The organism is Pseudomonas sp. IT-P12, assembly GCF_949767465.1.
In the GTDB taxonomy this organism is placed as follows: Bacteria; Pseudomonadota; Gammaproteobacteria; order Pseudomonadales; family Pseudomonadaceae; genus Aquipseudomonas.
Map to the genome: position 1 here is coordinate 1 of NZ_CATKPY010000003.1, position 20566 is coordinate 20566.

At 61.4% G+C, this 20566-nt stretch carries 18 protein-coding genes; 13 read left to right on the forward strand and 5 right to left on the reverse strand.

The features are described from left to right. The 9 genes from ACM6IM_RS01710 to ACM6IM_RS01750 all read left to right on the forward strand — a co-directional run. A partial coding sequence (locus ACM6IM_RS01710) for an FAD-binding protein (RefSeq protein ID WP_414864003.1) occupies positions 1-262 on the forward strand: 262 nt, incomplete at its 5' end. A 99-nt stretch (positions 263-361) separates the two neighbouring features. Further along, a complete protein-coding gene (locus ACM6IM_RS01715) occupies positions 362-1189 on the forward strand; it encodes a substrate-binding periplasmic protein (protein WP_414864004.1) in 828 nt (275 codons plus the stop codon). Between the two features lie 9 nt (positions 1190-1198). Next, on the forward strand, positions 1199-1555 hold the full coding sequence (locus tag ACM6IM_RS01720) for a DUF4398 domain-containing protein (protein WP_192306091.1): 357 nt from the start codon (positions 1199-1201) through the stop codon (positions 1553-1555). Continuing rightward, a complete protein-coding gene (locus ACM6IM_RS01725) occupies positions 1552-2364 on the forward strand; it encodes an OmpA family protein (RefSeq protein ID WP_414864005.1) in 813 nt (270 codons plus the stop codon). The genes ACM6IM_RS01720 and ACM6IM_RS01725 overlap by 4 nt, the downstream gene beginning before the upstream one ends. A 211-nt stretch (positions 2365-2575) precedes the next feature. Continuing rightward, entirely contained in the window at positions 2576-4015 is a 1440-nt protein-coding gene (locus ACM6IM_RS01730; protein ID WP_192306095.1) for a PLP-dependent aminotransferase family protein, read from the forward strand. A 91-nt stretch (positions 4016-4106) separates the two neighbouring features. Beyond that, complete coding sequence (locus ACM6IM_RS01735; protein WP_201193083.1) at positions 4107-4631, forward strand: translation initiation factor 2; 525 nt, start codon at positions 4107-4109, stop codon at positions 4629-4631. A 164-nt stretch (positions 4632-4795) separates the two neighbouring features. Next, positions 4796-5050, forward strand: coding sequence for a YkgJ family cysteine cluster protein (locus ACM6IM_RS01740; RefSeq protein ID WP_192306099.1), 255 nt, complete (start codon positions 4796-4798; stop codon positions 5048-5050). Positions 5051-5090: 40 nt separating this feature from the next. Further along, positions 5091-5696, forward strand: a complete 606-nt coding sequence (locus tag ACM6IM_RS01745; protein WP_414864006.1) for an START domain-containing protein — start codon at positions 5091-5093, stop codon at positions 5694-5696. Between the two features lie 324 nt (positions 5697-6020). Continuing rightward, positions 6021-8114 carry an LTA synthase family protein gene (locus ACM6IM_RS01750; protein ID WP_414864007.1) on the forward strand — a complete coding sequence of 698 codons (2094 nt, stop codon included), beginning with the start codon at positions 6021-6023 and terminating at the stop codon, positions 8112-8114. Between the two features lie 57 nt (positions 8115-8171). Here ACM6IM_RS01750 and ACM6IM_RS01755 read toward each other — a convergent pair whose 3' ends face one another. Further along, the gene (locus ACM6IM_RS01755; protein WP_174602692.1) at positions 8172-8330 is read right to left on the reverse strand and encodes a DUF3309 family protein; all 159 of its coding nucleotides are present in this window, start codon (positions 8328-8330) and stop codon (positions 8172-8174) included. Positions 8331-8608: 278 nt separating this feature from the next. Between ACM6IM_RS01755 and ACM6IM_RS01760 the strand changes: the two genes are divergently transcribed. The 3 genes from ACM6IM_RS01760 to csrA all read left to right on the forward strand — a co-directional run bounded on the left by ACM6IM_RS01760 (position 8609) and on the right by csrA (position 10154). Continuing rightward, on the forward strand, positions 8609-9424 hold the full coding sequence (locus tag ACM6IM_RS01760; RefSeq protein WP_414864008.1) for an SDR family oxidoreductase: 816 nt from the start codon (positions 8609-8611) through the stop codon (positions 9422-9424). Between the two features lie 69 nt (positions 9425-9493). After that, positions 9494-9826 (forward strand): YnfA family protein, encoded by a 333-nt coding sequence (locus ACM6IM_RS01765; RefSeq protein ID WP_059406827.1) that lies wholly within the window; start codon positions 9494-9496, stop codon positions 9824-9826. A gap of 142 nt (positions 9827-9968) precedes the next feature. Continuing rightward, positions 9969-10154, forward strand: a complete 186-nt coding sequence (csrA, locus tag ACM6IM_RS01770) for a carbon storage regulator CsrA (RefSeq protein WP_201193073.1) — start codon at positions 9969-9971, stop codon at positions 10152-10154. 5 nt (positions 10155-10159) lie between these two features. Here the strand turns inward: csrA and ACM6IM_RS01775 are convergent, their stop codons facing one another. The 4 genes from ACM6IM_RS01775 to ACM6IM_RS01790 form a co-directional block, all read right to left on the reverse strand. Then, positions 10160-10387: a YheU family protein gene (locus ACM6IM_RS01775; RefSeq protein ID WP_003199186.1), complete on the reverse strand. Its 228-nt coding sequence runs from the start codon at positions 10385-10387 to the stop codon at positions 10160-10162. 195 nt (positions 10388-10582) lie between these two features. Then, entirely contained in the window at positions 10583-11773 is a 1191-nt protein-coding gene (locus ACM6IM_RS01780; RefSeq protein ID WP_192306110.1) for an osmoprotectant NAGGN system M42 family peptidase, read from the reverse strand. Positions 11774-11919: 146 nt separating this feature from the next. Beyond that, the gene (gene ngg / locus ACM6IM_RS01785) at positions 11920-13668 is read right to left on the reverse strand and encodes an N-acetylglutaminylglutamine synthetase (protein WP_414864009.1); all 1749 of its coding nucleotides are present in this window, start codon (positions 13666-13668) and stop codon (positions 11920-11922) included. Positions 13669-13671: 3 nt separating this feature from the next. Continuing rightward, positions 13672-15444 carry an N-acetylglutaminylglutamine amidotransferase gene (locus ACM6IM_RS01790; protein ID WP_414864010.1) on the reverse strand — a complete coding sequence of 591 codons (1773 nt, stop codon included), beginning with the start codon at positions 15442-15444 and terminating at the stop codon, positions 13672-13674. A 297-nt stretch (positions 15445-15741) separates the two neighbouring features. Here ACM6IM_RS01790 and ACM6IM_RS01795 point away from each other — a divergent pair, with 297 nt between their 5' ends. Beyond that, on the forward strand, positions 15742-20562 hold the full coding sequence (locus tag ACM6IM_RS01795) for an NEL-type E3 ubiquitin ligase domain-containing protein (protein ID WP_414864011.1): 4821 nt from the start codon (positions 15742-15744) through the stop codon (positions 20560-20562). Positions 20563-20566: the final 4 nt, after the last annotated feature.

A 20566-nucleotide genomic window follows, 5' to 3' on the forward strand; every position in this document is an offset into this window, starting at 1 on the left:
TGTCGGTGCTTCCCGCGCCGCGGTCGACGCAGGTTTCGTGCCCAACGACATGCAGGTCGGTCAGACCGGCAAGATCGTTGCTCCACAGCTGTACATCGCGGTCGGTATCTCCGGCGCGATCCAGCACCTGGCCGGCATGAAAGACTCCAAGGTGATCGTGGCGATCAACAAGGACGAAGAAGCGCCGATCTTCCAGGTGGCCGATTACGGCCTGGTGGCTGACCTGTTCGAAGCCATCCCGGAGCTCGAGAAGCTGGTCTAATCCAGTCGCTTGACCTATAAGAGAGCCCGACCTTCCGGTCGGGCTTTTTTTTGCTGTTGATTTTGCGTTTGCTTCTGCAGGACCGAACGGGGGATGACCATGGATCTGCGTTTGATATTGAGCGTGCTGGGATTGACGCTGTTACCGGGCCTGTCCGTTGCGGCAGGCAAGTGCGAGCGCCTGGTGGTTACCGGCAGCCCGGATGCGCCGCCGTACCTGTGGCAGGATCCGCAGGACCCCAAGCACCTGATCGGCGCCAGTGCCGACCTGCTGCAGCAGGTGGCAGGGGAGTTGGGGATCAAGGTCGAGTTGCTGTATGCCGGTAAACGCGCCCAGGCCCTGGAAGAGGTGCGCAGCGGGCGCATGGACATGCTGGCGGATGCGCCGTTGACGATCAACGAGTTGCAGAGCCTGGACTACATCCATCCGCCGCTGCTGGAAAACGATTACCTCGTCTGGACCCGAAAGGACTCACCGTTGGTTTACAACGAAGTACAGGACCTTCACGGACATCCCGGTGCACTGTCGGAAAAGTCCCGGATAACCCCGGAATTTGCACTGTTCGCAGAACAGCACCTGGCCCTTGTCCGCACGGCGAACCTGACCCAGGCGTTTCAAAAGCTGCTGCTGGGGGAGGTGGAATACGTGGTTGCCGGACGCTACTCGGGTATGGCGGTTGCGCAGACTTTGAGCATGGCCAATGACCTGGTGGCGCATCCGCAGCCGGTCGACAAACCCGGCCTGTTCCTGGCGGTTTCCCATAACTCGGCCTGCAACGATCCGTGGTTGCGCGGACAGCTGGCCAAAAAGATGACAGAATTGCCCGCGTCCGGACTGACGCAAGCCGCGCTGTTGCGCAACATCGAGCGCTGGAAAACCCAGCTCTCCCAACCGCCGCAGGCCCCCGTCAGTGCCCCAAAACAGTAGGGATTTTTAGTGAGTATTCGACCTCTTTTCGCTGCCCTGGCCGTTCTGGCCCTGGCGGGTTGTGCAGCCGATCCAGCCCCCAATGAACAGTTCCGCCTGACCGAGCAGGCTCTGGCACAGGCCAAGGCCGTGGGCGCCACTGCCGACGACGTGCCGGAAATGAAACTGGCGGAAGACAAGTTCAGTCGCGCCCAGGGCGATATGGCCGATCAATCCTACAAGCATGCGCGGATGCGTTCTGAACAAGCCGAACTGGACGCTCGCCTGGCCGAAGCCAGGGTGCTGACCCTCAAGAGTGAGGAGCAGCTGAAGATGCTCAATGCCCGCATCACTCGACTGCGCAAGCAAGTGGGGGATGCCCAATGAACCTCAACTCCAAGGTTGTAGGGGCCCTGGTCCTCGCCGGTTGCGTCAGTCTCTGCGGCTGCGCCGGTCAGCGCAGTGAAGCCGCATTGCAGGATGCGAGCAACGATTTCCAGAAGGTCAAGGAAGATGCCAACGTGCTGCGCATCGCGCCAAAGGACGTGATCCGTGCCGGCGAGTCCCTGGCGCGCGCCGATCGTTTATCCAGTTACTGGGGCAGCGGTTCGGACGTGGTGCACTATGCCTACCTGAGCAGCCGCTACAGTGAAATCGCCCGGGAGCACACCAACCTGGTGCTCAACGAAGAGCGCGCGGCAAAGCTCGAGCTCGAGCGCCAACGCCTGCAACTGGCGTTGCGTGAGTCCAAGCTGTTCAGCGTACAGCAGCAGGGCAAGTGGCTCGAAGAACAGATTGTCGCGCTCGCCACCACCCAGACCGACCGTGGCCTGGTGATGACCCTGGGCGATGTGCTGTTCGATACCGGCGAAGCGGAACTGAAGAACTCGGCCAACCGTGTGGTGTTGAAAATCGTCCAGTTTCTGCAGCTCAACCCCAAGCGCGTCGTACGCATCGAGGGTTATACCGACAGTACCGGCGGCAAGCAGGAAAACCTCAAGCTGTCCCGTGACCGTGCGCAATCGGTGGCGGATGTGCTGATGGACCTGGGCATCGACGACAAGCGTATTAAGGTCGAAGGTTACGGCGACGAATACCCGGTGGACGTGAACGCATCCGAACGGGGCCGTGCGCAGAACCGTCGGGTGGAAATCGTGTTCTCCGACGAAAAAGGCCAGCTCGGCGCCGCCCGCTGAGGACGGCGTCACTGGAAAACCCGGCCTGCCCGTCAGTGCCGGGTTTTTTTGCGCTTGCCAACCGCCTCACAGGCTTGATGGAAGCAGTACAGATTTTGCTGACACTGCACTGTACTGTCGACTATTGTGGTAACTGTCCCCGTACACTTTTAAACTGTTCCGGTATTGTTTCACACAAGAATAAAATGCCCGTGAAATCGAGTGCTGCGTCATGACCAACCTCTTGCTCTACCAACGTATTGCTCAACAACTGGCCGAAGATATCCGCCGCGGTGTCTATCAACCGGGGGAGCGCGTGCCTTCGGTGCGCAAGATGAGCTCGCAGCTCAACGTCAGCCATGCCACGGTGTTGCAGGCCTATGCCAACCTCGAGGATCAGGGGCTGATCCGTGCCCGGCCGCAGTCGGGTTACTACGTGCATCAGACCCCGGCCCTGACGGCACCGACGCCGGATATCGCGCGGGTCGAGCGCCCGGGGCTGGTCACCCGCAGCAGCATCATCCAGCAGGTCCTGGTCGAGTCGCGCCGCGAAGGGGTGTTCCCGCTGGGCGCGGCGGTGCCCAGCGTTGACTACCTGCCGGTGCGCGCGTTGCACCAGCAACTGGCCAAGGTCACCCGCTTCCACAGCCCGCGGGCGTTCAGCTACATGTTCAGCCCCGGTTTCGAGCCGTTGCGCCGCCAGGTGGCGATTCGCATGCGCGATGCCGGCGTGGTGGTCGATCCGTCCGAAGTGGTGATCACCCACGGTTGCGTCGATGCGCTGCAAATGTCACTGCGCGTGCTGACCCGGCCGGGCGATCTGATCGCCGCCGAGTCGCCGACCTACTACGGGTTGCTGCAACTGGCTGACCTGCTGGGCCTGAAAGTCATCGAGATCCCCAGCGATCCGGCCACCGGCATGAGCCTGGAGGCGTTGCAACTGGCGGCCAACCAATGGTCGATCAAGGCGCTGGTACTGACGACCCGCCTGGGCAATCCGCTGGGGGGCACCATGCCCGAAGAGCGGCAGAAACAATTGCTGCGCCTGGCGTCGGATTTCGATATCCAGGTCGTCGAGGACGACATCTATGGCGAATTGATGTTCGAACAGGGCCGGACCAAGGCGCTGAAGGCCTACGACCGGCTGGATCGGGTGATCTATTGCTCGAGCTTTTCCAAGACTCTGTCTCCGGGTGTACGGATCGGCTGGATGATCGCCGGCAAGTACCAGCAGGAAATCCAGCGTCTGCAGACATTCAGTACGCATTCGGCCTGCAGCGTCACGCAGATGGGGATCGCCGCCTACCTGGAAAACGGCGGTTATGACCGGCATCTACGCTTCATTCGCCAGGAATACCGCAAGAATCTCAGCGCCTTCCAGCTCGCGGTGCAGCAGTATTTCCCGGAAGGCACGCAGATGACCCGGCCGACCGGAGGGTTCATTCTGTGGGTGAGCCTGCCGGGCAGGGTCAACACCCAGGAGCTGCATGTGCGTGCCCTGCAACAAGGCATCAGCATTGCACCGGGGCTGATTTTCAGTAACACCGAGCAATTCAATCACTGCATTCGGCTTAACTGCGGTACGCCGTGGAACCGCGAGGCCGAGCGGGCCTTGATGACCCTTGGCATGCTTGCCACACAACTGTGTCAGGAGACGGCCGGCAACTTTTGAAAAAAAGCCGCGCCCGACCGAGCTTGTCTTGTTGCCTCCAACAAGCGAGCATATGGCCCTCTGCCGATGCGCCGTGAACTCCGTAGGGTCCATGAAACCGATTCTTTTCTCTGTGTGCCTGGCGATCTTTCTGTCACTGACTGTCCAGGCGCAACGCGTGATGGCGGCTGCCGTCCAGGAAAAACCTGCGGCGAGCGCCCCCTCGAAAAAAGTGGCGCCGACCAAGGTCGCCCCGGTCAAGAAGGCCTCTGCAGTGAAGCAAGCGGCGCCGGCCAAACAGGTCACGCCCGCCAAAAAGAGCGCCGCCAAGGTGAAAAAGCGCCCGCCGATTGCCGCCAAGTCCAAACCCGCCAGTGAGATCGTGAAAACCCCGCTGCCTTCGGCGAAACTGGATTTGAGCCTGCCCGAGGACATGGCCGAGGAACTGAAACCGGTGGGTACCGTGCCCTTGCCCAGGCACGATGGCGTGCTGCCGCAGATGTTCGGTGACAAGACCGGCAGCTCGCCATTTCAGCTCAACGGGCGGCTGATCAGCAACGAAATGCAACTGCAACTGCGTAACGAAGAGCGCCGTGAAGTCGAAGGCGCCGCGCTGGAGTTCGAATTCAAGCGCTGATGTCCCGCCTTCTGTGACCCGTGCGCCAGACGCTTTGTCGGAGACTGGTCAGTCACGTTCGATTGAGCGTAAAAACCCGGCGTCAGGTAATTTAAAACGCCTGTTTTAGCCGCTATTCTGTGCCCGTCCATTAATCCATCACCCGTCGCGAGGAGCCCGTCGTCATGAAATGCCGTGAAGGCTGTGGCGCCTGCTGCATTGCCCCATCCATCAGCTCCGCGATTCCCGGCATGCCCAATGGCAAGGCCGCTGGAGAACGTTGCGCGCAGCTGTCTGTCGAAAACCTGTGCAATATCTTCGGCCAACCGGAGCGACCTGCGGTGTGCTCGGGCTTCAAGGCCGATGTCGAGGTCTGCGGCGCCAGCAGCGAAGAAGCGATCAGGCTGCTGGGCTGGTGGGAGCAAATGACGGCGGCATGATGTGTCCAACGACGGAACTTCAACAATAAGGAATAAGACTATGGGTTCGCTGCATCGAATGGCTGTGCTGTGCGGGTTGACGGTGGCGCTGGCAGCCAGCGCCGCCCAGGCGCAAGACTGGAAGGAGGCCCGGAACGAGGATGGTATCAAGGTGTCCTTGAGCGAAGTGGCCGGTTCCGACTACAAGGCGTACCAGGGCGTCACCCTGATGAAAACCACCGTGGCCAAATTGCGCGCCCTGCAGGATGACGTGGCGGGAGCCTGCACCTGGATCTACGAGTGCAAACAGCAGAAATTGCTCAAGCACGAAGGCGACCAGAGCTGGACCTACAGCCAGTTCAACACCCCATGGCCGGTGACACCGCGTGATTCGGTACTGCACGTCACCACCAGCGAAGGCGCCGATGGCAGCTTGACCCGCAAGCTTGAAGGCGTGCCCAAATACATCCCTGAAGAAAAGGGCTTCGTACGGGTCGCCAAGGTCGAGGGTTTCTGGAAATTCGTGCCCAAGGGCGACCAGGTCGAAGTGACCTACCAGGTGCACACCGAACCGGGCGGCAGCGTGCCGTCGATGGTTGCCAACAAGTTTGTGGTGGATGCGCCATTCAATACCTTGAAAGCGCTGAAGGCGAAAGCCGAGAAGTAACACCACCACGGTGGGAGCGAGCCTGCTCGCGATAGCGGTGTATCAGTCGACGCCTCGGTTGCCTGTTCGACCGCTATCGCGAGCAGGCTCGCTCCCACTGTCGTGACTTTATTTTGTTTCCACATATGCGTTGAACGAAATTTTCACAAAGTCTCCAAGACAATTCGCCCGCGTCAACTGTGCCGCTCAGTTATCAATGGCAATGCCACCACTGATCGTGCAACATTTGCGCACCGCGCAAACCCCGGGGCCTGGTACGGGCCAACAGAGGGCAGGGCGCAGCCGCCTTTTTGCAACTTCAACTTCCAAGGGTCCTAAAACGACATGGCAATCCCGGACGCCCTGAGTCAGCAGCGAGCCTCTAGTCGCCTGCTGCAACCGACCGTCAAATCGCATCTGGCCTACACGCTGCTGTGCGCACTGGTCATGATGGTGATGTTCAGCCTGCTGCGCCTGGCGCTGCTGGTCTACAACCGCGAGATGATCCTCGACACCCCGGCCTCGACCTTTGTCGAAGCTTTCGTCAACGGCCTGCGTTTCGACCTGCGCCTGGTGGTTTACCTCAGCATTCCATTGGTGTTGGCCCTGTTCAGTGCCCGGGCCATGGCTGCGCGCGGGTTCTTCCGCCTCTGGCTGACCGTTGCGTCGAGCATCGCGCTGTTCCTCGGCCTGATGGAGATGGACTTCTATCGCGAGTTCCACCAGCGCCTCAACGGCCTGGTTTTCCAGTATGTAAAGGAAGACCCGAAAACCGTGATGAGCATGCTCTGGTACGGTTTCCCGGTGGTTCGCTACGTGCTCGCCTGGGCCGTGGGGACGGTGATTCTGACCCTGGCGTTCAAGGGCGCCGACCGTGCGACCCGTCCTCGCGGGCCGTTCAGTGGTGGCAGCATCGGCGCGCGCCAGGTCGCTCCGTGGTACGCGCGCCTGGCGGTGTTCGTGGTCTGCCTGCTGATCTGCGTGGTCGCGGCTCGCGGTACCCTGCGTCAAGGTCCGCCGCTGCGTTGGGGTGACGTCTACACCACCGATTCGAACTTCGCCAACCAGTTGGGCCTCAACGGTACGCTGTCGCTGATCGCGGCGGCCAAGAGCCGGATGTCCGAGGATCGCGACAACATCTGGAAAGCCACGATTGAACAGCCGGTGGCCCAGCAAACCGTGCGTGACCTGCTGCTGACGCCGAGCGACAAGCTGGTGGATGCCGAGACCGCCGCCGTTCGCCGTACCTACACGCCGAATGCCGACAAGACCCTGCCGATCAAGAACGTTGTGGTGATCCTGATGGAGAGCTTCGCCGGTCACTCGGTCGGTGCGCTGGGGCGTCCGGGCAACGTCACGCCGTACTTCGACAAGCTGTCGAAGGAAGGCCTGTTGTTCGACCGTTTCTTCTCCAATGGCACGCACACCCATCAGGGCATGTTCGCCACCATGGCTTGCTTCCCCAACCTGCCTGGTTTCGAATACCTGATGCAGACCCCGGAAGGCAGTCACAAGCTGTCTGGCCTGCCGCAACTGCTGAGCGCCCGTGACTACGACGACGTGTATGTCTACAACGGCGACTTCGCCTGGGACAATCAGTCGGGCTTCTTCAGCAACCAGGGCATGACCAACTTCATCGGGCGTAACGACTTCGTCAACCCGGTGTTCTCCGATCCGACCTGGGGCGTGTCCGACCAGGACATGTTCAATCGCGGTCTGGAAGAGTTGAAGGCCCGCGACGGCAAGGACAAGAAGCCGTTCTATGCCTTGCTGCAGACCCTGTCCAACCACACGCCGTACGCCTTGCCGACACCGTTGCCAGTGGAGCGTGTGACCGATCGTGGCAGCCTCAACGAGCATTTGACCGCCATGCGTTACTCCGACTGGGCGCTGGGTCAGTTCTTCGAGAAGGCGCGCAAGGAGCCGTACTTCAAGGAAACGCTGTTCGTGATCGTCGGCGACCATGGTTTCGGCAACGAGCAGCAGATCACCGAAATGGACCTGGGCCGCTTCAACGTTCCAATGCTGCTGATCGGGCCGGGCGTCCAGGACAAGTTCGGCCAGGTTGACCACACCGTAGGCACCCAGATCGACATCGTGCCGACCATCATGGGGCGTATCGGTGGGGATGTGCTTCACCAGTGCTGGGGCCGTGACCTGCTGAACCTGCCGGAAGGCGACAAGGGCTTTGGCGTGATCAAGCCGTCGGGCAGTGACCAGACGGTTGCGTTGCTCACCGCCGACCGCGTGTTGGTGCTGCCGAAGGAAATGGAACCCAAGCTGTATCAGTACCAGTTGGGCGCCAATCCCAAAGGTGAGCTGATCCCGGCGTCGGCCGATGAAGCGGTGCTCAGGAAGAAGCTTGAGTCGTTTATCCAGACGGCGACCAAGAGTCTGATCGATAACACCGCCGGTGTGGTTGACGGCAAGCCGGACTAAGTTCCCGGCGCAATAAAAAAGAGGCCCTTCACAGGGCCTCTTTTTTTATCGGTCGTTTTATATCTTGCCGAGCAACAGCAGGATCAACAGCACCACCAATACCACGCCGATGATACCCGATGGGCCGTAACCCCAACTTCTGGAGTGAGGGAAGACCGGCAGGCCGCCTACCAGCAGGAGGATCAGAATAATAATTAGGATTGTGCCCATGTCTATTTCCTTGTTGGAAGTCTTCTGGAGTTACCTGGCGTTTAACACTCAGCTGGAATGCGAAAACCCAAGCTGCTTACAAAGTCCGACTCTCGCGAGTGAAAGAAAATTCCAAGTTTTTTTAATGTTTTTCGAAGACAGGCTTATTTCGTTTTAACAAGACAAGTTATCGCGCACCTGTGTTTGGTTTGTTCGGGCTATTCAGCAATCTGATGGAGCGTGGGTTGGCCAGGGACCTTCGCTACACTCGACGTATCTTCCCCGGAACAACAAGGCTGTTTGCTATGCAAAATCGCATGATGATCACTGGCGCGGGCTCGGGCCTGGGTCGCGAAATCGCACTGCGCTGGGCGCGTGAAGGCTGGCGGCTGGCCTTGTCGGATGTCAGCGAGCCCGGTTTGCAGGAAACCCTGAAACTCGTTCGTGAAGCCGGTGGCGACGGTTTCATTCAGCGTTGCGATGTGCGCGATTACAGTCAACTGACCGCTTTTGCCCAGGCCTGCGAAGTGAAGTTCGGTGGCATCGATGTCATCGTCAACAACGCAGGTGTCGCCTCGGGCGGGTTCTTCAGCGAACTGTCCCTGGAAGACTGGGATTGGCAGATCGCGATCAACCTGATGGGCGTGGTCAAAGGCTGCAAGGCCTTCCTGCCGCTGCTGGAAAAGAGCAAGGGCAAGATCATCAATATCGCGTCGATGGCTGCATTGATGCAGGGCCCGGCCATGAGCAACTACAACGTGGCCAAGGCCGGTGTGGTGGCGCTGTCGGAAAGCCTGCTGGTCGAACTGGCCCAGCATGAAGTCGGCGTGCACGTGGTGTGCCCTTCCTTCTTCCAGACCAACCTGCTGGACTCGTTTCGGGGGCCGACACCGGCGATGAAAGCCCAGGTGGGCAAACTGCTGGAAAGTTCGCCGATCACCGCTGGCGATATCGCCGATTACATCTACCGGCAAGTGGCGGCCGGCGAGTTCATGATTTTGCCCCACGAACAGGGGCGCATGGCGTGGGCGCTCAAGCAGAAGAACCCGCAGTTGCTCTACGATGAAATGACCGCCATGGCCGACAAAATGCGCGCCAAGGCCAAACAGACCGCAGGTTGAGCTTGCCCCCTGCCAGCGTCCTCGTTAGGGTGGCCGCCATCGATCGGTCAACCCTACGAGACGCCAGGCATGCTCAATTACCTGTGGTTCTTTCTCGCCGCGCTGTTTGAAATCGCCGGCTGCTTTGCCTTCTGGATGTGGTTGCGCCAGGGCAAAAGCGTCTGGTGGGTGGTGCCGGCGCTGCTCAGCCTGACCTTGTTCGCCCTGTTGCTGACCCGTGTCGAGGCAACCTACGCCGGGCGCGCCTACGCGGCCTACGGTGGCATCTACATCATTGCCTCGATTGGCTGGCTGGCGGTGGTCGAGCGGATTCGTCCGCTGGGCTCCGACTGGATTGGCGTGGCACTGTGCGTGATCGGTGCAAGCGTCATCCTGTTCGGCCCGCGCTTTTCCGCCTCTTGAAGTTTCGCTCAGCTTTGTCGGACGTTTCCTAGGGAGGTGTCCGTTTAGCGTTGTAGGGCGAGACTGTTTTGCTCCCGTTGCATTGAAGGCCCGCTACACACCGGGCATCTTCAGGGCTCGATAACCCTGGAGGACGAATGCCATGCTTGTACTCAGCCGCGTTGTGGGTGAAATGATTTCCATCGGTGACAACATTTCCCTGCGCATTATGGCCGTCAACGGAAACAATGTGCGCTTCGGCATCGAAGCGCCACAAAGCGTCGCGGTGCACCGGGCCGAGGTTCACCAGCGGATCCAGGCCAAACGGGAGAAAGCCAAGGAGACCTGAAGGCGTCAGTCAAACAGGTGCTTGGGTACGTCGTGCTTGAGCATCAGCTGGCATTGCTCGCTTTCCGGATCGAACACGATCAGCGCCTGGCCCTTGGTCAACGCCTGGCGAACCCGCAGCACACGGGTCTCCAACGGGGTGTCGTCGCCGTTGTCCGTGCCGTCACGGGTCACGAAGTCTTCGATCAGACGGGTCAGGGTGTCGACTTCAAGTTGGTCGTGGGGGATCAGCATAGGCACCTCGGCTAAACAATGACGCGATGCTACGGCGAATGAAGGTCGTCGGCTAGCCTGGGTTCATGTGCAGTCCGGACCACCGCCATCGCGAGCAGGCTCGCTCCCACAGGTTCGACGCTGTGTCTGTGGGAGCGGGCTTGCTCCGGGCGGCGTTCCGACGAAAGTGGCGGATCAGCCAGTAAAAATACTGGATCAGCTCTCTGACCGCTGCCCCACGAGGCTGTCCACCGACGGCACCCGCGTATCGCTTTCCATCTGCGTCTCATGTTCGATCTGATGACTGAACCGGTCCAGCGACCCCTTGGCCGGTTGTGCATCGCTGGCGAACACGGGTGGGCTGAGGATGTAGGCGCCGAGCAGGCGACTGAGGGCGGCCAGGCTGTCGATGTGGGTGCGTTCGTAGCCGTGGGTCGCGTCGCAGCCAAAGGCGAGCAGGGCAGTGCGGATGTCGTGGCCGGCGGTGACTGCCGAGTGCGCGTCGCTGAAGTAGTAGCGGAACAGGTCGCGGCGCACGGGTAACTCGTTATCGCTGGCCAGGCGCAGCAGGTGGCGGGACAGGTGGTAGTCGTAAGGCCCGCCGGAATCCTGCATCGCCACGCTGACGGCATGCTCGCTCGAATGCTGGCCCTGGGCGACCGGCGCGATGTCGATACCGACGAATTCGCTGACGTCCCACGGCAGTGCAGCCGCGGCACCGCTGCCGGTCTCTTCGGTGATGGTGAACAGCGGATGACAGTCGATCATCGGTTCTTCGCCGCTGTCGACTATCGCCTTGAGCGCCGCCAGCAACGCCGCAACGCCGGCCTTGTCGTCCAGGTGACGGGCGCTGATGTGGCCGCTTTCGGTGAACTCCGGCAGCGGATCGAACGCCACGAAGTCGCCGACGCTGATCCCCAGGGAATCGCAATCGGCACGGGTCGCGCAATAGGCGTCCAGGCGCAGTTCGATGTGGTCCCAACTGATCGGCATCTCGTCGATGGCGGTGTTGAAGGCGTGCCCGGAAGCCATCAGCGGCAGCACGCTGCCGCGTATCACGCCGTTGTCGGTGAACAGGCTGACGCGGCTGCCCTCGGCGAAGCGGCTCGACCAGCAGCCGACCGGGGCCAGGGTCAGGCGACCGTTGTCTTTCACGGCGCGCACGGCGGCACCGATGGTGTCGAGGTGAGCGGAGACGGCGCGGTCAGGGCTGTTTTTCTTGCCCTTGACCGTGGCGCGAATGGTGCCGCGACGGGTCATTTCGAAAGGAATGCCCAGTTCTTCAAGACGCTCGGCCACGTAGCGCACGATGGTGTCGGTGAAGCCGGTCGGGCTCGGTATGGCGAGCATTTCCAGCAGGACTTTTTGCAGGTAGTTGAGATCGGGTTCGGGCAGTTTGCTGGTCATGGAAACTCCTGATGAGTGAAGAGCATCGACGGTTTCGATGATGAAGTGGGCGGTGCCTGGCTTGGCGCCTTCGCCCGCCCGCTCCCACAGGGGAAATGCACGGGTGGGAGCGGGCTTGCGAAGACGTCAGTGCCGACATCGCATCATTAACAGGTCACGGGCTGACTGTGCGGAAACAGTAAATCGACGAACCGTTCCGCCGTGGGCTGCGGTTCGTGGTTGGCCAGTCCGGCACGTTCGTTGGCTTCGATGAACACATAGTCGGGCTGATCTGCCGCCGGCACCATCAGGTCGAGGCCGACCATGGGAATGTCCAGCGCCCGCGCGGCGCGTACTGCGGCATCGACCAGGGTGGGGTGCAGAATGGCGGTGACGTCCTCAAGCACCCCACCGGTGTGAAGGTTCGCCGTGCGCCGCACGAACAGATGCTCGCCTGCCGGCAGAACGCTGTCGTAGTCGTAGCCCGCCGCTTGCAGGGTGCGTTCGGTTTCGTGATCCAGCGGGATCCGGCTTTCGCCGCTGGTCGCCGCCTGGCGGCGTCGGCTCTGGGCTTCGATCAGGGCGCGGATGGAATGCTGGCCATCGCCGACCACTTCCGCCGGCCGGCGAATGGCGGCGGCGACCACCTCGAAACCGATGACCAGAATCCGCAGGTCGAGGCCCTGGTGGAAGCTTTCCAGCAACACGCGGCTGTCGAACTGGCGGGCTGATTCGATGGCCTGTTGCACGTCTTCGATGGTGCGCAAATCAACGGCCACGCCCTGGCCTTGTTCGCCGTCCAGCGGCTTGACCACCACACGCTCGTGCTCGTCGAGGAACGCCAGGTTGTCATCGGCATTGGCCGCGAGCTGTTGGGCGGGCAGATTCAGCCCGGCGTTTTTCAGCACTTTGTGGGTCAGGCTCTTGTCCTGGCACAAGCTCATGCTGATGGCGCTGGTCAAGTCGCTCAGGGATTCGCGGCAACGCACGCGCCGGCCGCCATGGACCAGGGTGAACAGACCTGCCTCGGCATCATCCACCTGCACTTCGATGCCACGCCTGTGCGCTTCGTCGACGATGATCCGCGCATAGGGGTTGAATGCCGCTTCAGGCCCGGGACCGAGGAACAGCGACTGATTGATCCCGTTCTTGCGCTTGATGGCAAAGGTCGGGAGGTTGCGGAAACCGAGTTTGGCGTACAGGTTCTTCGCCAGGCGATTGTCATGCAGCACCGACAGGTCGAGGTAGCTCAGCCCCCGGCTCATGAAATGCTCGATCAGGTGGCGTACCAGCACTTCACCGACACCGGGCCGCGAACAGTGAGGGTCGACGGCCAGGCACCAGAGGCTGCTGCCGTGTTCCGGGTCGTTGTACGCCTTGTGGTGATTGAGGCCCATGACGCTGCCGATGACCGCGCCGCTGTCTTCGTCCTCGGCCAGCCAGTACACCGGGCCGCCCTGATGATGCGGCGTCAGCAGGGTGGGGTCGATTGGCAGCATGCCGCGTGCCTGGTACAGCTGGTTGATCGCCTGCCAGTCCGCCTCGCTTTGGGCGCGGCGAATACGGAAGCCGCGAAAGACGCGGGTGGCCTGGCGGTAGTCGCTGAACCACAGGCGCAGGGTGTCGGACGGGTCGAGGAACAACTGCGCAGGCTCAAGCCCCAGTACTTGTTGGGGCGCGGCCACGTACAGCGCTATGTCGCGCTCGCCGGTCTGCTCATTGAGCAATTCCCCGGCGAGGCTCGCCGGGTCGGGGAAGGTGTGGCCAATCAGCAGCCGGCCCCAACCGCAATGCACGGCAATCGGGGTGGCGGCCAACTCGCTGCCGTCTTCGGCCAGGCGCGCCTGCAAACGTTCGTAGGAAGGCGCCTGACCGCGCAACAGGCGTTGGCTGTACGCCGTGGCGTGAGGTTTCATCAGTCAGATTCCTTGTTCGCTGAGCCACAGGTTCAGGGCCGCCAGTTGCCACAGCTTGGAGCCGCGCAATGGGGTCAACTGGCCTTGCGGATCGGTCAGCAGGCGGTCGAGCATCGCCGGGTTGAACAGGCCACGGTCCTGGCTCGGGTCCAGCAGCAGGTCGCGCACCCAGTTCAACGTGTCGCCCTGCAGATGCTTGAGGCCCGGTACCGGGAAGTAACCCTTCTTGCGATCGATCACTTCATTTGGAATCACCAGGCGCGCCGCTTCTTTCAACACTTGCTTGCCGCCGTCGGGCAGCTTGAACTTGCCCGGCACCCGCGCCGACAGTTCCACCAGGCGATAGTCGAGGAACGGCGTGCGCGCCTCCAGGCCCCAGGCCATGGTCATGTTGTCGACACGTTTGACCGGGTCGTCCACCAGCATCACGGTGCTGTCCAGGCGCAAGGCCTTGTCCACCGCCGCGTCGGCGCCGGGTTGTGCGAAATGCTCCTTGACGAAGTCGCCGGCGGCGTCATTCGCCGTCAACCATTTCGGCTGCACGGTGGCGGCGTAATCTTCGTAGCTGCGGTCGAAAAACGCCTCGCGATAGGCCGTGTAAGGATCGGCTGCGCCATCGACCTGCGGATACCAGTGATAACCGGCGAACAACTCGTCCGCACCCTGGCCGCTCTGTACCACCTTGCAATGCTTGGCCACTTCCCGGGACAGCAGGTAGAAGGCGATGCAGTCATGGCTGACCATCGGCTCGCTCATGGCGCGGAATGCCGCGGGCAGTTGCTCGATGATCTCTTTCTCGTCGATGCGCAATTGATGATGCTGCGTGCCGTAGTGTCTGGCGATCAGGTCCGAGTACTGGAACTCGTCACCGCGCTCGCCACCGGCATCCTGGAAACCGATCGAGAAGGTCGAGAGGTTTTCCACGCCGACTTCACGCAACAGCCCGACCAGCAGGCTCGAATCGACGCCGCCGGACAGCAGCACACCGACGTCGACTGCTGCCCGCTGCCGGATGGCCACCGCCTCGCGGGTGCTGTCGAGTACCCGGTCGCGCCAGTCTTCCAGGGTCAGGTGCATCTCATCGGCGCGAGGGCCGTAAGGCAGGGTCCACCAGGTTTTCTGTTCGGTACGGCCATCGGCCTCGATGCGCATCCAGGTCGCTGGTGGCAGTTTTTCGATGCCCGCCAGCAAGGTGCGTGGCGCCGGGACCACGGCGTGGAAGTTCAAGTAATGATTCAGCGCCACCGGATCGAGGATCGGGTTGATGTCGCCGCCCTTGAGCAGGGCCGGCAGGGCTGAAGCAAAGCGCAGGCGCTGGCCGGTGCGCGACAGGTACAACGGCTTCACGCCGAGACGGTCGCGGGCGATGAACAGGCGCTTGGCGTCACGTTCCCAGATGGCGAAGGCGAACATGCCGTTGAGCTTGGGCAGCAGCGCTTCGCCCCAGGCGTGGAAGCCCTTGAGCAGCACTTCGGTGTCGCCGCCGGAATAAAAGGCATAGCCGAGGCTTTCCAGCTCGGCGCGCAGTTCGGGGAAGTTATAGATCGCGCCGTTGAAGGCCAGGGACAGGCCCAGTTGATTGTCGATCATCGGCTGCGCCGAGCCGTCCGACAGGTCCATGATTTTCAGGCGACGATGGCCCAGGGCAATCGGTCCCTGGCTGTGAAAACCCCACGCGTCGGGGCCGCGAGGGGCCAGGTGATGGGTGATTCGTTCAACGGCTGCAAGGTCCGCAGGTTGATGATCAAAGCGTAACTCGCCAGCTAATCCGCACATAAAGTCCTTACCGGTTTTTCCGTTGGGGAGGGTCAATCGGCACCCGGCCAAAACGGCGGGTACTCAGAAACTGACCTGTGTGGATTTCAGGAGTTTTAGATCGATAAGTAATAAGACGTACTGGCCGGACGAATGGTTTACCTGCCATGCAGGCGTTTTTCCATGGCGGTAAATACTGCTGCGATGCATGCGAGTAGTTGTTTCAACCGCCGGCTGTTTGACGCGATATTCGAATTATCATTTGCCGCACAAGGTCCCGTAGGCTGATAGAACCTGAACGCAATAAGGATATTGCTCATGCTGTCACCCACCGAAGCGACGCCTGCCGTTGCCCGTTTTACCGCTGCCCATCGCCTGGAAGCGTTGCTCGAACACACCGCCGATCTGGACAAGGCGCAGACCCTGCACAAGACCATTCCAACATGGCTGGCCGACGCCGAGCTTTCGGTAGTGCAGGCGCTCAAGGCTGCTTTCGAACAGAGCGCCCGGGTTCATCCCAAGGCCGAAAAGGTGCTGTGCACGCTCAAACCGCTGGACCTGTTCTGCAAGGAGCAGCTGACGTGTTTTCTCAAGGATAAATGGAAGCTCGATCTTAATGTCGAGCGCGATACCCTGGAGATCGTCCGAAGGTCGTTGCCGATGACAACGGTACCGCCCGTCATAGGCGTCAATGGTTTTGTCACCACCCTCTCGCGTAGTCTGCTTCATGCCGCCATGGAGAATTTCACCGAGAGCGAGGCGCAAAGTGGAGGCATCCCGGCAAACTCCTCGATAAAAATCAATTCAGAAGCTCAAAAGGGGCCAGAGATCACCCCCACCCAATTCGCCGCACTCTGTCGCGAGCTCGACCTGGGCGGACGCTATCAGCGGCACATCGATGAGGTATTTGCCCTACCCGCAAAACCTGGGACCGCAACTGGCGATGATCGCGCCAGCGCCGCCGATATCCGGCGCCTGAAGTTGCTCGACATGGAAGTGGCCGTTCATGTTGCCTACCTGAAGAAAGACATCAGCGAAGCCGCGTACCGGATGTTGCTGAACGTGATTGCGCAGGACCTGCCTGCCGCTCAAACCAGGAACGCGGCCTTTGATGGGGGAGCGCTGACCTGGCAAGGCTTGATGATCCATGATGCGTGCATCTGTGGGGCGCTGGTGTTCAGCAAGGTGTCCATCGAAACCGAGCCGAAGGCCAGGTGTGTGGTCTACCTGCCGAACGAGCCTCGGCGACCGCTGTATGAATACGCCTCGCTGGATGAATTCAAGGTCTACCTGACGCTCAAGCTGCAGAGCAAAAGCTACCGGGCGTTCTTCGCCGGGCAATACCTGCATGGCCACGACAAGACCGGTTTTTTCGCCGAGTTCGACAAGGACAGGGTCCTGGGGACGCTGGGCGCTGCCCCGGCCACCTGCCTGTCCGATTTCTTATTCAGCGCCCTGGTCAGCAAGGCCCAGGAAGATGCCCGCATCCTGGCGATCCCGACACGCGAGGTCGATGAAGCGCAGCGGGAGAAAACCCTTCAGCAAGTGCTCGATGGCACACTGCTGCTGTTGAACGTGGCGTCTTTTTTCGTGCCGGCGCTGGGGTTGGTCATGACCGCCGCCGCCGTGGTCGAGATGGCCGGTGAGGTCTACGAGGGCGTGGAAGACTGGAGCCATGGTGAGCGAACCAAGGCGCTGTCCCATCTGTTGAATGTCGTTGAAAACGTGGCGCAGATGGCGGCCTTCGCGGTCGGCGGCAAGGTCGTATCGAGCGCGTTGCGCCGTGGCATGCAGGAGCAGGCCGGTTTTTTTGACGGCTTCGAGGCGGTGACCCGTGCCGATGGCGAGCCGCGCCTGTGGAAGCCCGAACTTCGTCATTACCAGCAGGCAACGCCGCTGCCGAAGGGGTCAAAGGCCGATACCAATGGCCTGCACAAGCAGGGCGAACGTACTTCGATTGTCATGGCGGGCGCGGTTTATCAGGTGGCTCGTGACGAGGCGAATCAGGCGTGGCGGCTGAAACACCCGTCACGTCCGGACGCCTATCAGCCGGTGATTGAGCGCAACGTCGAGGGCGGCTGGCGACAGGTCCATGAGTACGGGCATGAATGGCCCGACAGCGCCTATGCACTGAAGCGCGCGGCACCGCGTCTCGGTAGTTTTTCACACAGTGAACTGACACAAATCGCCGACATCACCGGCCTGTCGCCGGCGCAGCTTTACCTCATGCATGAAAGCAATCTCCCCTTGCCGCCACGGGTGAATGACTGTATCGAACGCTTCAGGCTGAACCGCAACATCAGCGCGCTGATCGCGGCCTTCGCCCGAGATGACATCGCCAACAGTGCTTTTTCAGCGGAACAACTGCACACCCTGCCCAGGCTGGCCGGTTGGCCGAAAAAGCGCTTCATTGAAGTGCGCGATGCTCGGGGGCGGGTGATCAACCGCTTCCCGGAGACGGCGCCGCACAATGATGACATCAACAGTGTGCACGTTTCGCAGGCGCAACTGAGCGCCGGCAAACTGCTCGAAACGGTGATCAGTGGGCTTTATCCGCATGAAGTGGAAAACATCATTGGCCCGGTGACGACGCAGTCGAAACCACGCCTGTTGGCGAAGAAGATCGCCGCATCGCTGCAGACCGATCGTCGGCCGCTGCTCGACTTGCTTCATGCAGCCTACGACGGCCGCGCCAGCGCCGAGGTGGCCACGTTGCGCGAGCATGCCCGCGAGCTTCCGGTCAGGGTCGGCCAGGCGTTGCTGGACGGTGCATCCGCCAGGGATCGGACTTTGCTGCGCGAAAGCAGGATGCTTGGCCTGGACCTCGCGCGGGAGGTCGGTGAGGCACGGTTCGCGATCCGCCAGGATCGCGCGCTCACGGGGCTGTATTTGCCGGAACTGGGCAATGCCGACACCGAGACCCTGTTGTTCGGTTTGATGGATCGCGTGCAGGGCTGGGACGACGGCTATCGACTGGAGTTACGCCAGGGATCCGCTACCGGCAGCCTGCTGCAAAGCGTCGGTAAATCCACGGCGCCGGCGTGCGGGGTGATCGTCAAAACGTCTTCCGGTTACGCGTTCAGCCAAACCCGTGGCAACGTCTCCTCGACGCTGGTGAGTGAGACGTTGCTGGGCTCGATAATCGATGCAATGCCCGCCACGCAGCGCAGCCGCATGGGCTTCTCCGACATCGATGCGCTGGATGCCGCAACCTTGCGCTCACGCCTGGCGCGCGCCGGTACGGCTGACCTGGCGCGTACCGCGCAGGTGCTTCGTGGGGAGCGCAGCGAGCTGCCGGAGCACCTTTCCGCCTGTGTCCAGGCCGATCCTCCCGTGACCAGGCCCTATGCCAAAAGCTTGATCCGTCAAGTCAGGAAACTCTATCCGCTGTTCAGCGATGCCCAGGTTTCGACGTTTCTCGACGAAGCCGGCAGTACCCCGATGATGCGGGTGAACCGGCTCAAGGAACTGGGGCAGCAGTTGAAGAAACTGCAAGCGGTGTTGCTGGCCTGGCGTGAGGACGAGGCGGCGATGAAGAAGCTGCCGGGGCAGTTCAACGATATTCGTGTCAGTCGTCGCCAGGTCGCTGCCGTCATCGAGAACTGCTGGCGCCGGGTGACACCACCGCGCTGGCCGCACGACCAGCCTTTCACCACGCTCAAGCTGGAGCGTAACCCGGTGGGGCCGCTGCCGACGCTGACCGAGCAGGACGTCGCCCACGTGCGCAACCTGTCGATCAAGGACATGCAGGCCGGCGATGAGCTGGCGTATTTTCTCAAGCCGTTCAAAGGTCTGGTCACCCTGGAGCTGGACCGCAACCACCTGACCCGCTTGCCCGAAGTGCTGTCGCACATGCCCAACCTTCAGCACCTGAGCCTCAACGACAATCGACTGGTCCTGACCGAGCACACGTTGCGCACGCTCGCGGACCTGCGCGGATTGCGCACGTTGGGACTGAGCGGTAATCGTCTCGGCGCGACGCCGGATGTCAGCAGGATGTTGCATCTGCAATCGCTGTTCCTGGCCAATACCCACGCGACGGAGTTGCCCACCGGGCTGTCACGCCTGGGCTACCTGGACATGGTGGATCTGCGCGGCAACGAGATACGCGATCTGCCGGCCTGGCTGTTCGACCTGCCGCGACGGTTCGCCAGTACGATCAACCTGCGCCATAACCCGTTGTCGGTCTCGAGCCAGGTGTCGCTGGGAAACTATCGCGGGCGCACGGGGGCCGGAATGGGCTACCTGGAAAACGATGACCGGGTGATCAACGAACAGGTGGCGCGTGAACTGTGGATGGGCAAACCGGCTGAAACCACCTATGCCGCGCGCAACCGCACCTGGCTCGCGCTGAAAAACGAACCCGACGCCAGCGGTTTTCTTCAGTTGCTCGCGGAAGTCGGAAGTTCGGCGGACAGTCATTACGTGCGTGAGGACATGACGCGCCGGGTGTGGAGCGTGATCGAGGCGGTTCAATCCGATGCGCGCTTGCGTGATCAAGTGCTTTCGATGGCGGTGAAGGCCAATTGCGCGGATTCGGCGGCGACGATCTTCAGCAACCTGGAAGTGGCGGTGAAGATCGATGCTGTCAGTCGCCAGTCCGGCAATGCCCACGATCATGCGGCGCGCCTGCTGAGCCTCGGACGCCGTCTGTTTCGCCAGGATTATCTGGCAAGGATCGCCCGGGAACGGGTGGCCGCCGATGCCAAGCTGGATCCGGTGGAAGTGGAACTGGCCTACCGTGTCGGTCTGGCGGACAGGCTCGATCTGATCGGGCAACCCCGGCACATGCGTTATTCCTCGGCCAGCGGCGTGACGGCCAGTGACCTGGACGTGGCGTACAACCGGGTAGTCAGCGCCGAAATGTCCACTGAATTGCTCAAATACCTGAGTGAACGCAGCTTTTGGGTCGATTTTTTACGCCAGCATCACGCTAAACGGTTCCTCGATCTCGCCGCACCGTTTCACCAGCGCATGGAGCAGGCGTTCGCCAGCCAGGACACCCTGGGGGACCTGTATCGCGGGCAAGTCGACGGCATTGCCGCTGAGCTGCAACAAGGGGAAACCCGGCTGTTGCAGCGCCTGACCGAAGACGCCATGAAGGCCGAGGAACTCAAGACCTGCTTTGTACTGGATTGAGCGC

What these genes read in the sequence shown, in the direction of transcription:
- ACM6IM_RS01715 (WP_414864004.1), top strand. Translation starts at nt 362, where the DNA reads ATGGATCTGCGTTTGATATTGAGCGTGCTGGGATTGACGCTGTTACCG.
- ACM6IM_RS01725 (WP_414864005.1), top strand. Translation starts at nt 1,552, where the DNA reads ATGAACCTCAACTCCAAGGTTGTAGGGGCCCTGGTCCTCGCCGGTTGC.
- ACM6IM_RS01730 (WP_192306095.1), top strand. Translation starts at nt 2,576, where the DNA reads ATGACCAACCTCTTGCTCTACCAACGTATTGCTCAACAACTGGCCGAA.
- ACM6IM_RS01735 (WP_201193083.1), top strand. Translation starts at nt 4,107, where the DNA reads ATGAAACCGATTCTTTTCTCTGTGTGCCTGGCGATCTTTCTGTCACTG.
- ACM6IM_RS01740 (WP_192306099.1), top strand. Translation starts at nt 4,796, where the DNA reads ATGAAATGCCGTGAAGGCTGTGGCGCCTGCTGCATTGCCCCATCCATC.
- ACM6IM_RS01745 (WP_414864006.1), top strand. Translation starts at nt 5,091, where the DNA reads ATGGGTTCGCTGCATCGAATGGCTGTGCTGTGCGGGTTGACGGTGGCG.
- ACM6IM_RS01750 (WP_414864007.1), top strand. Translation starts at nt 6,021, where the DNA reads ATGGCAATCCCGGACGCCCTGAGTCAGCAGCGAGCCTCTAGTCGCCTG.
- ACM6IM_RS01760 (WP_414864008.1), top strand. Translation starts at nt 8,609, where the DNA reads ATGCAAAATCGCATGATGATCACTGGCGCGGGCTCGGGCCTGGGTCGC.
- ACM6IM_RS01765 (WP_059406827.1), top strand. Translation starts at nt 9,494, where the DNA reads ATGCTCAATTACCTGTGGTTCTTTCTCGCCGCGCTGTTTGAAATCGCC.
- csrA (WP_201193073.1), top strand. Translation starts at nt 9,969, where the DNA reads ATGCTTGTACTCAGCCGCGTTGTGGGTGAAATGATTTCCATCGGTGAC.
- ACM6IM_RS01775 (WP_003199186.1), bottom strand. Translation starts at nt 10,387, where the DNA reads ATGCTGATCCCCCACGACCAACTTGAAGTCGACACCCTGACCCGTCTG.
- ACM6IM_RS01780 (WP_192306110.1), bottom strand. Translation starts at nt 11,773, where the DNA reads ATGACCAGCAAACTGCCCGAACCCGATCTCAACTACCTGCAAAAAGTC.
- ngg (WP_414864009.1), bottom strand. Translation starts at nt 13,668, where the DNA reads ATGAAACCTCACGCCACGGCGTACAGCCAACGCCTGTTGCGCGGTCAG.
- ACM6IM_RS01790 (WP_414864010.1), bottom strand. Translation starts at nt 15,444, where the DNA reads ATGTGCGGATTAGCTGGCGAGTTACGCTTTGATCATCAACCTGCGGAC.
- ACM6IM_RS01795 (WP_414864011.1), top strand. Translation starts at nt 15,742, where the DNA reads ATGCTGTCACCCACCGAAGCGACGCCTGCCGTTGCCCGTTTTACCGCT.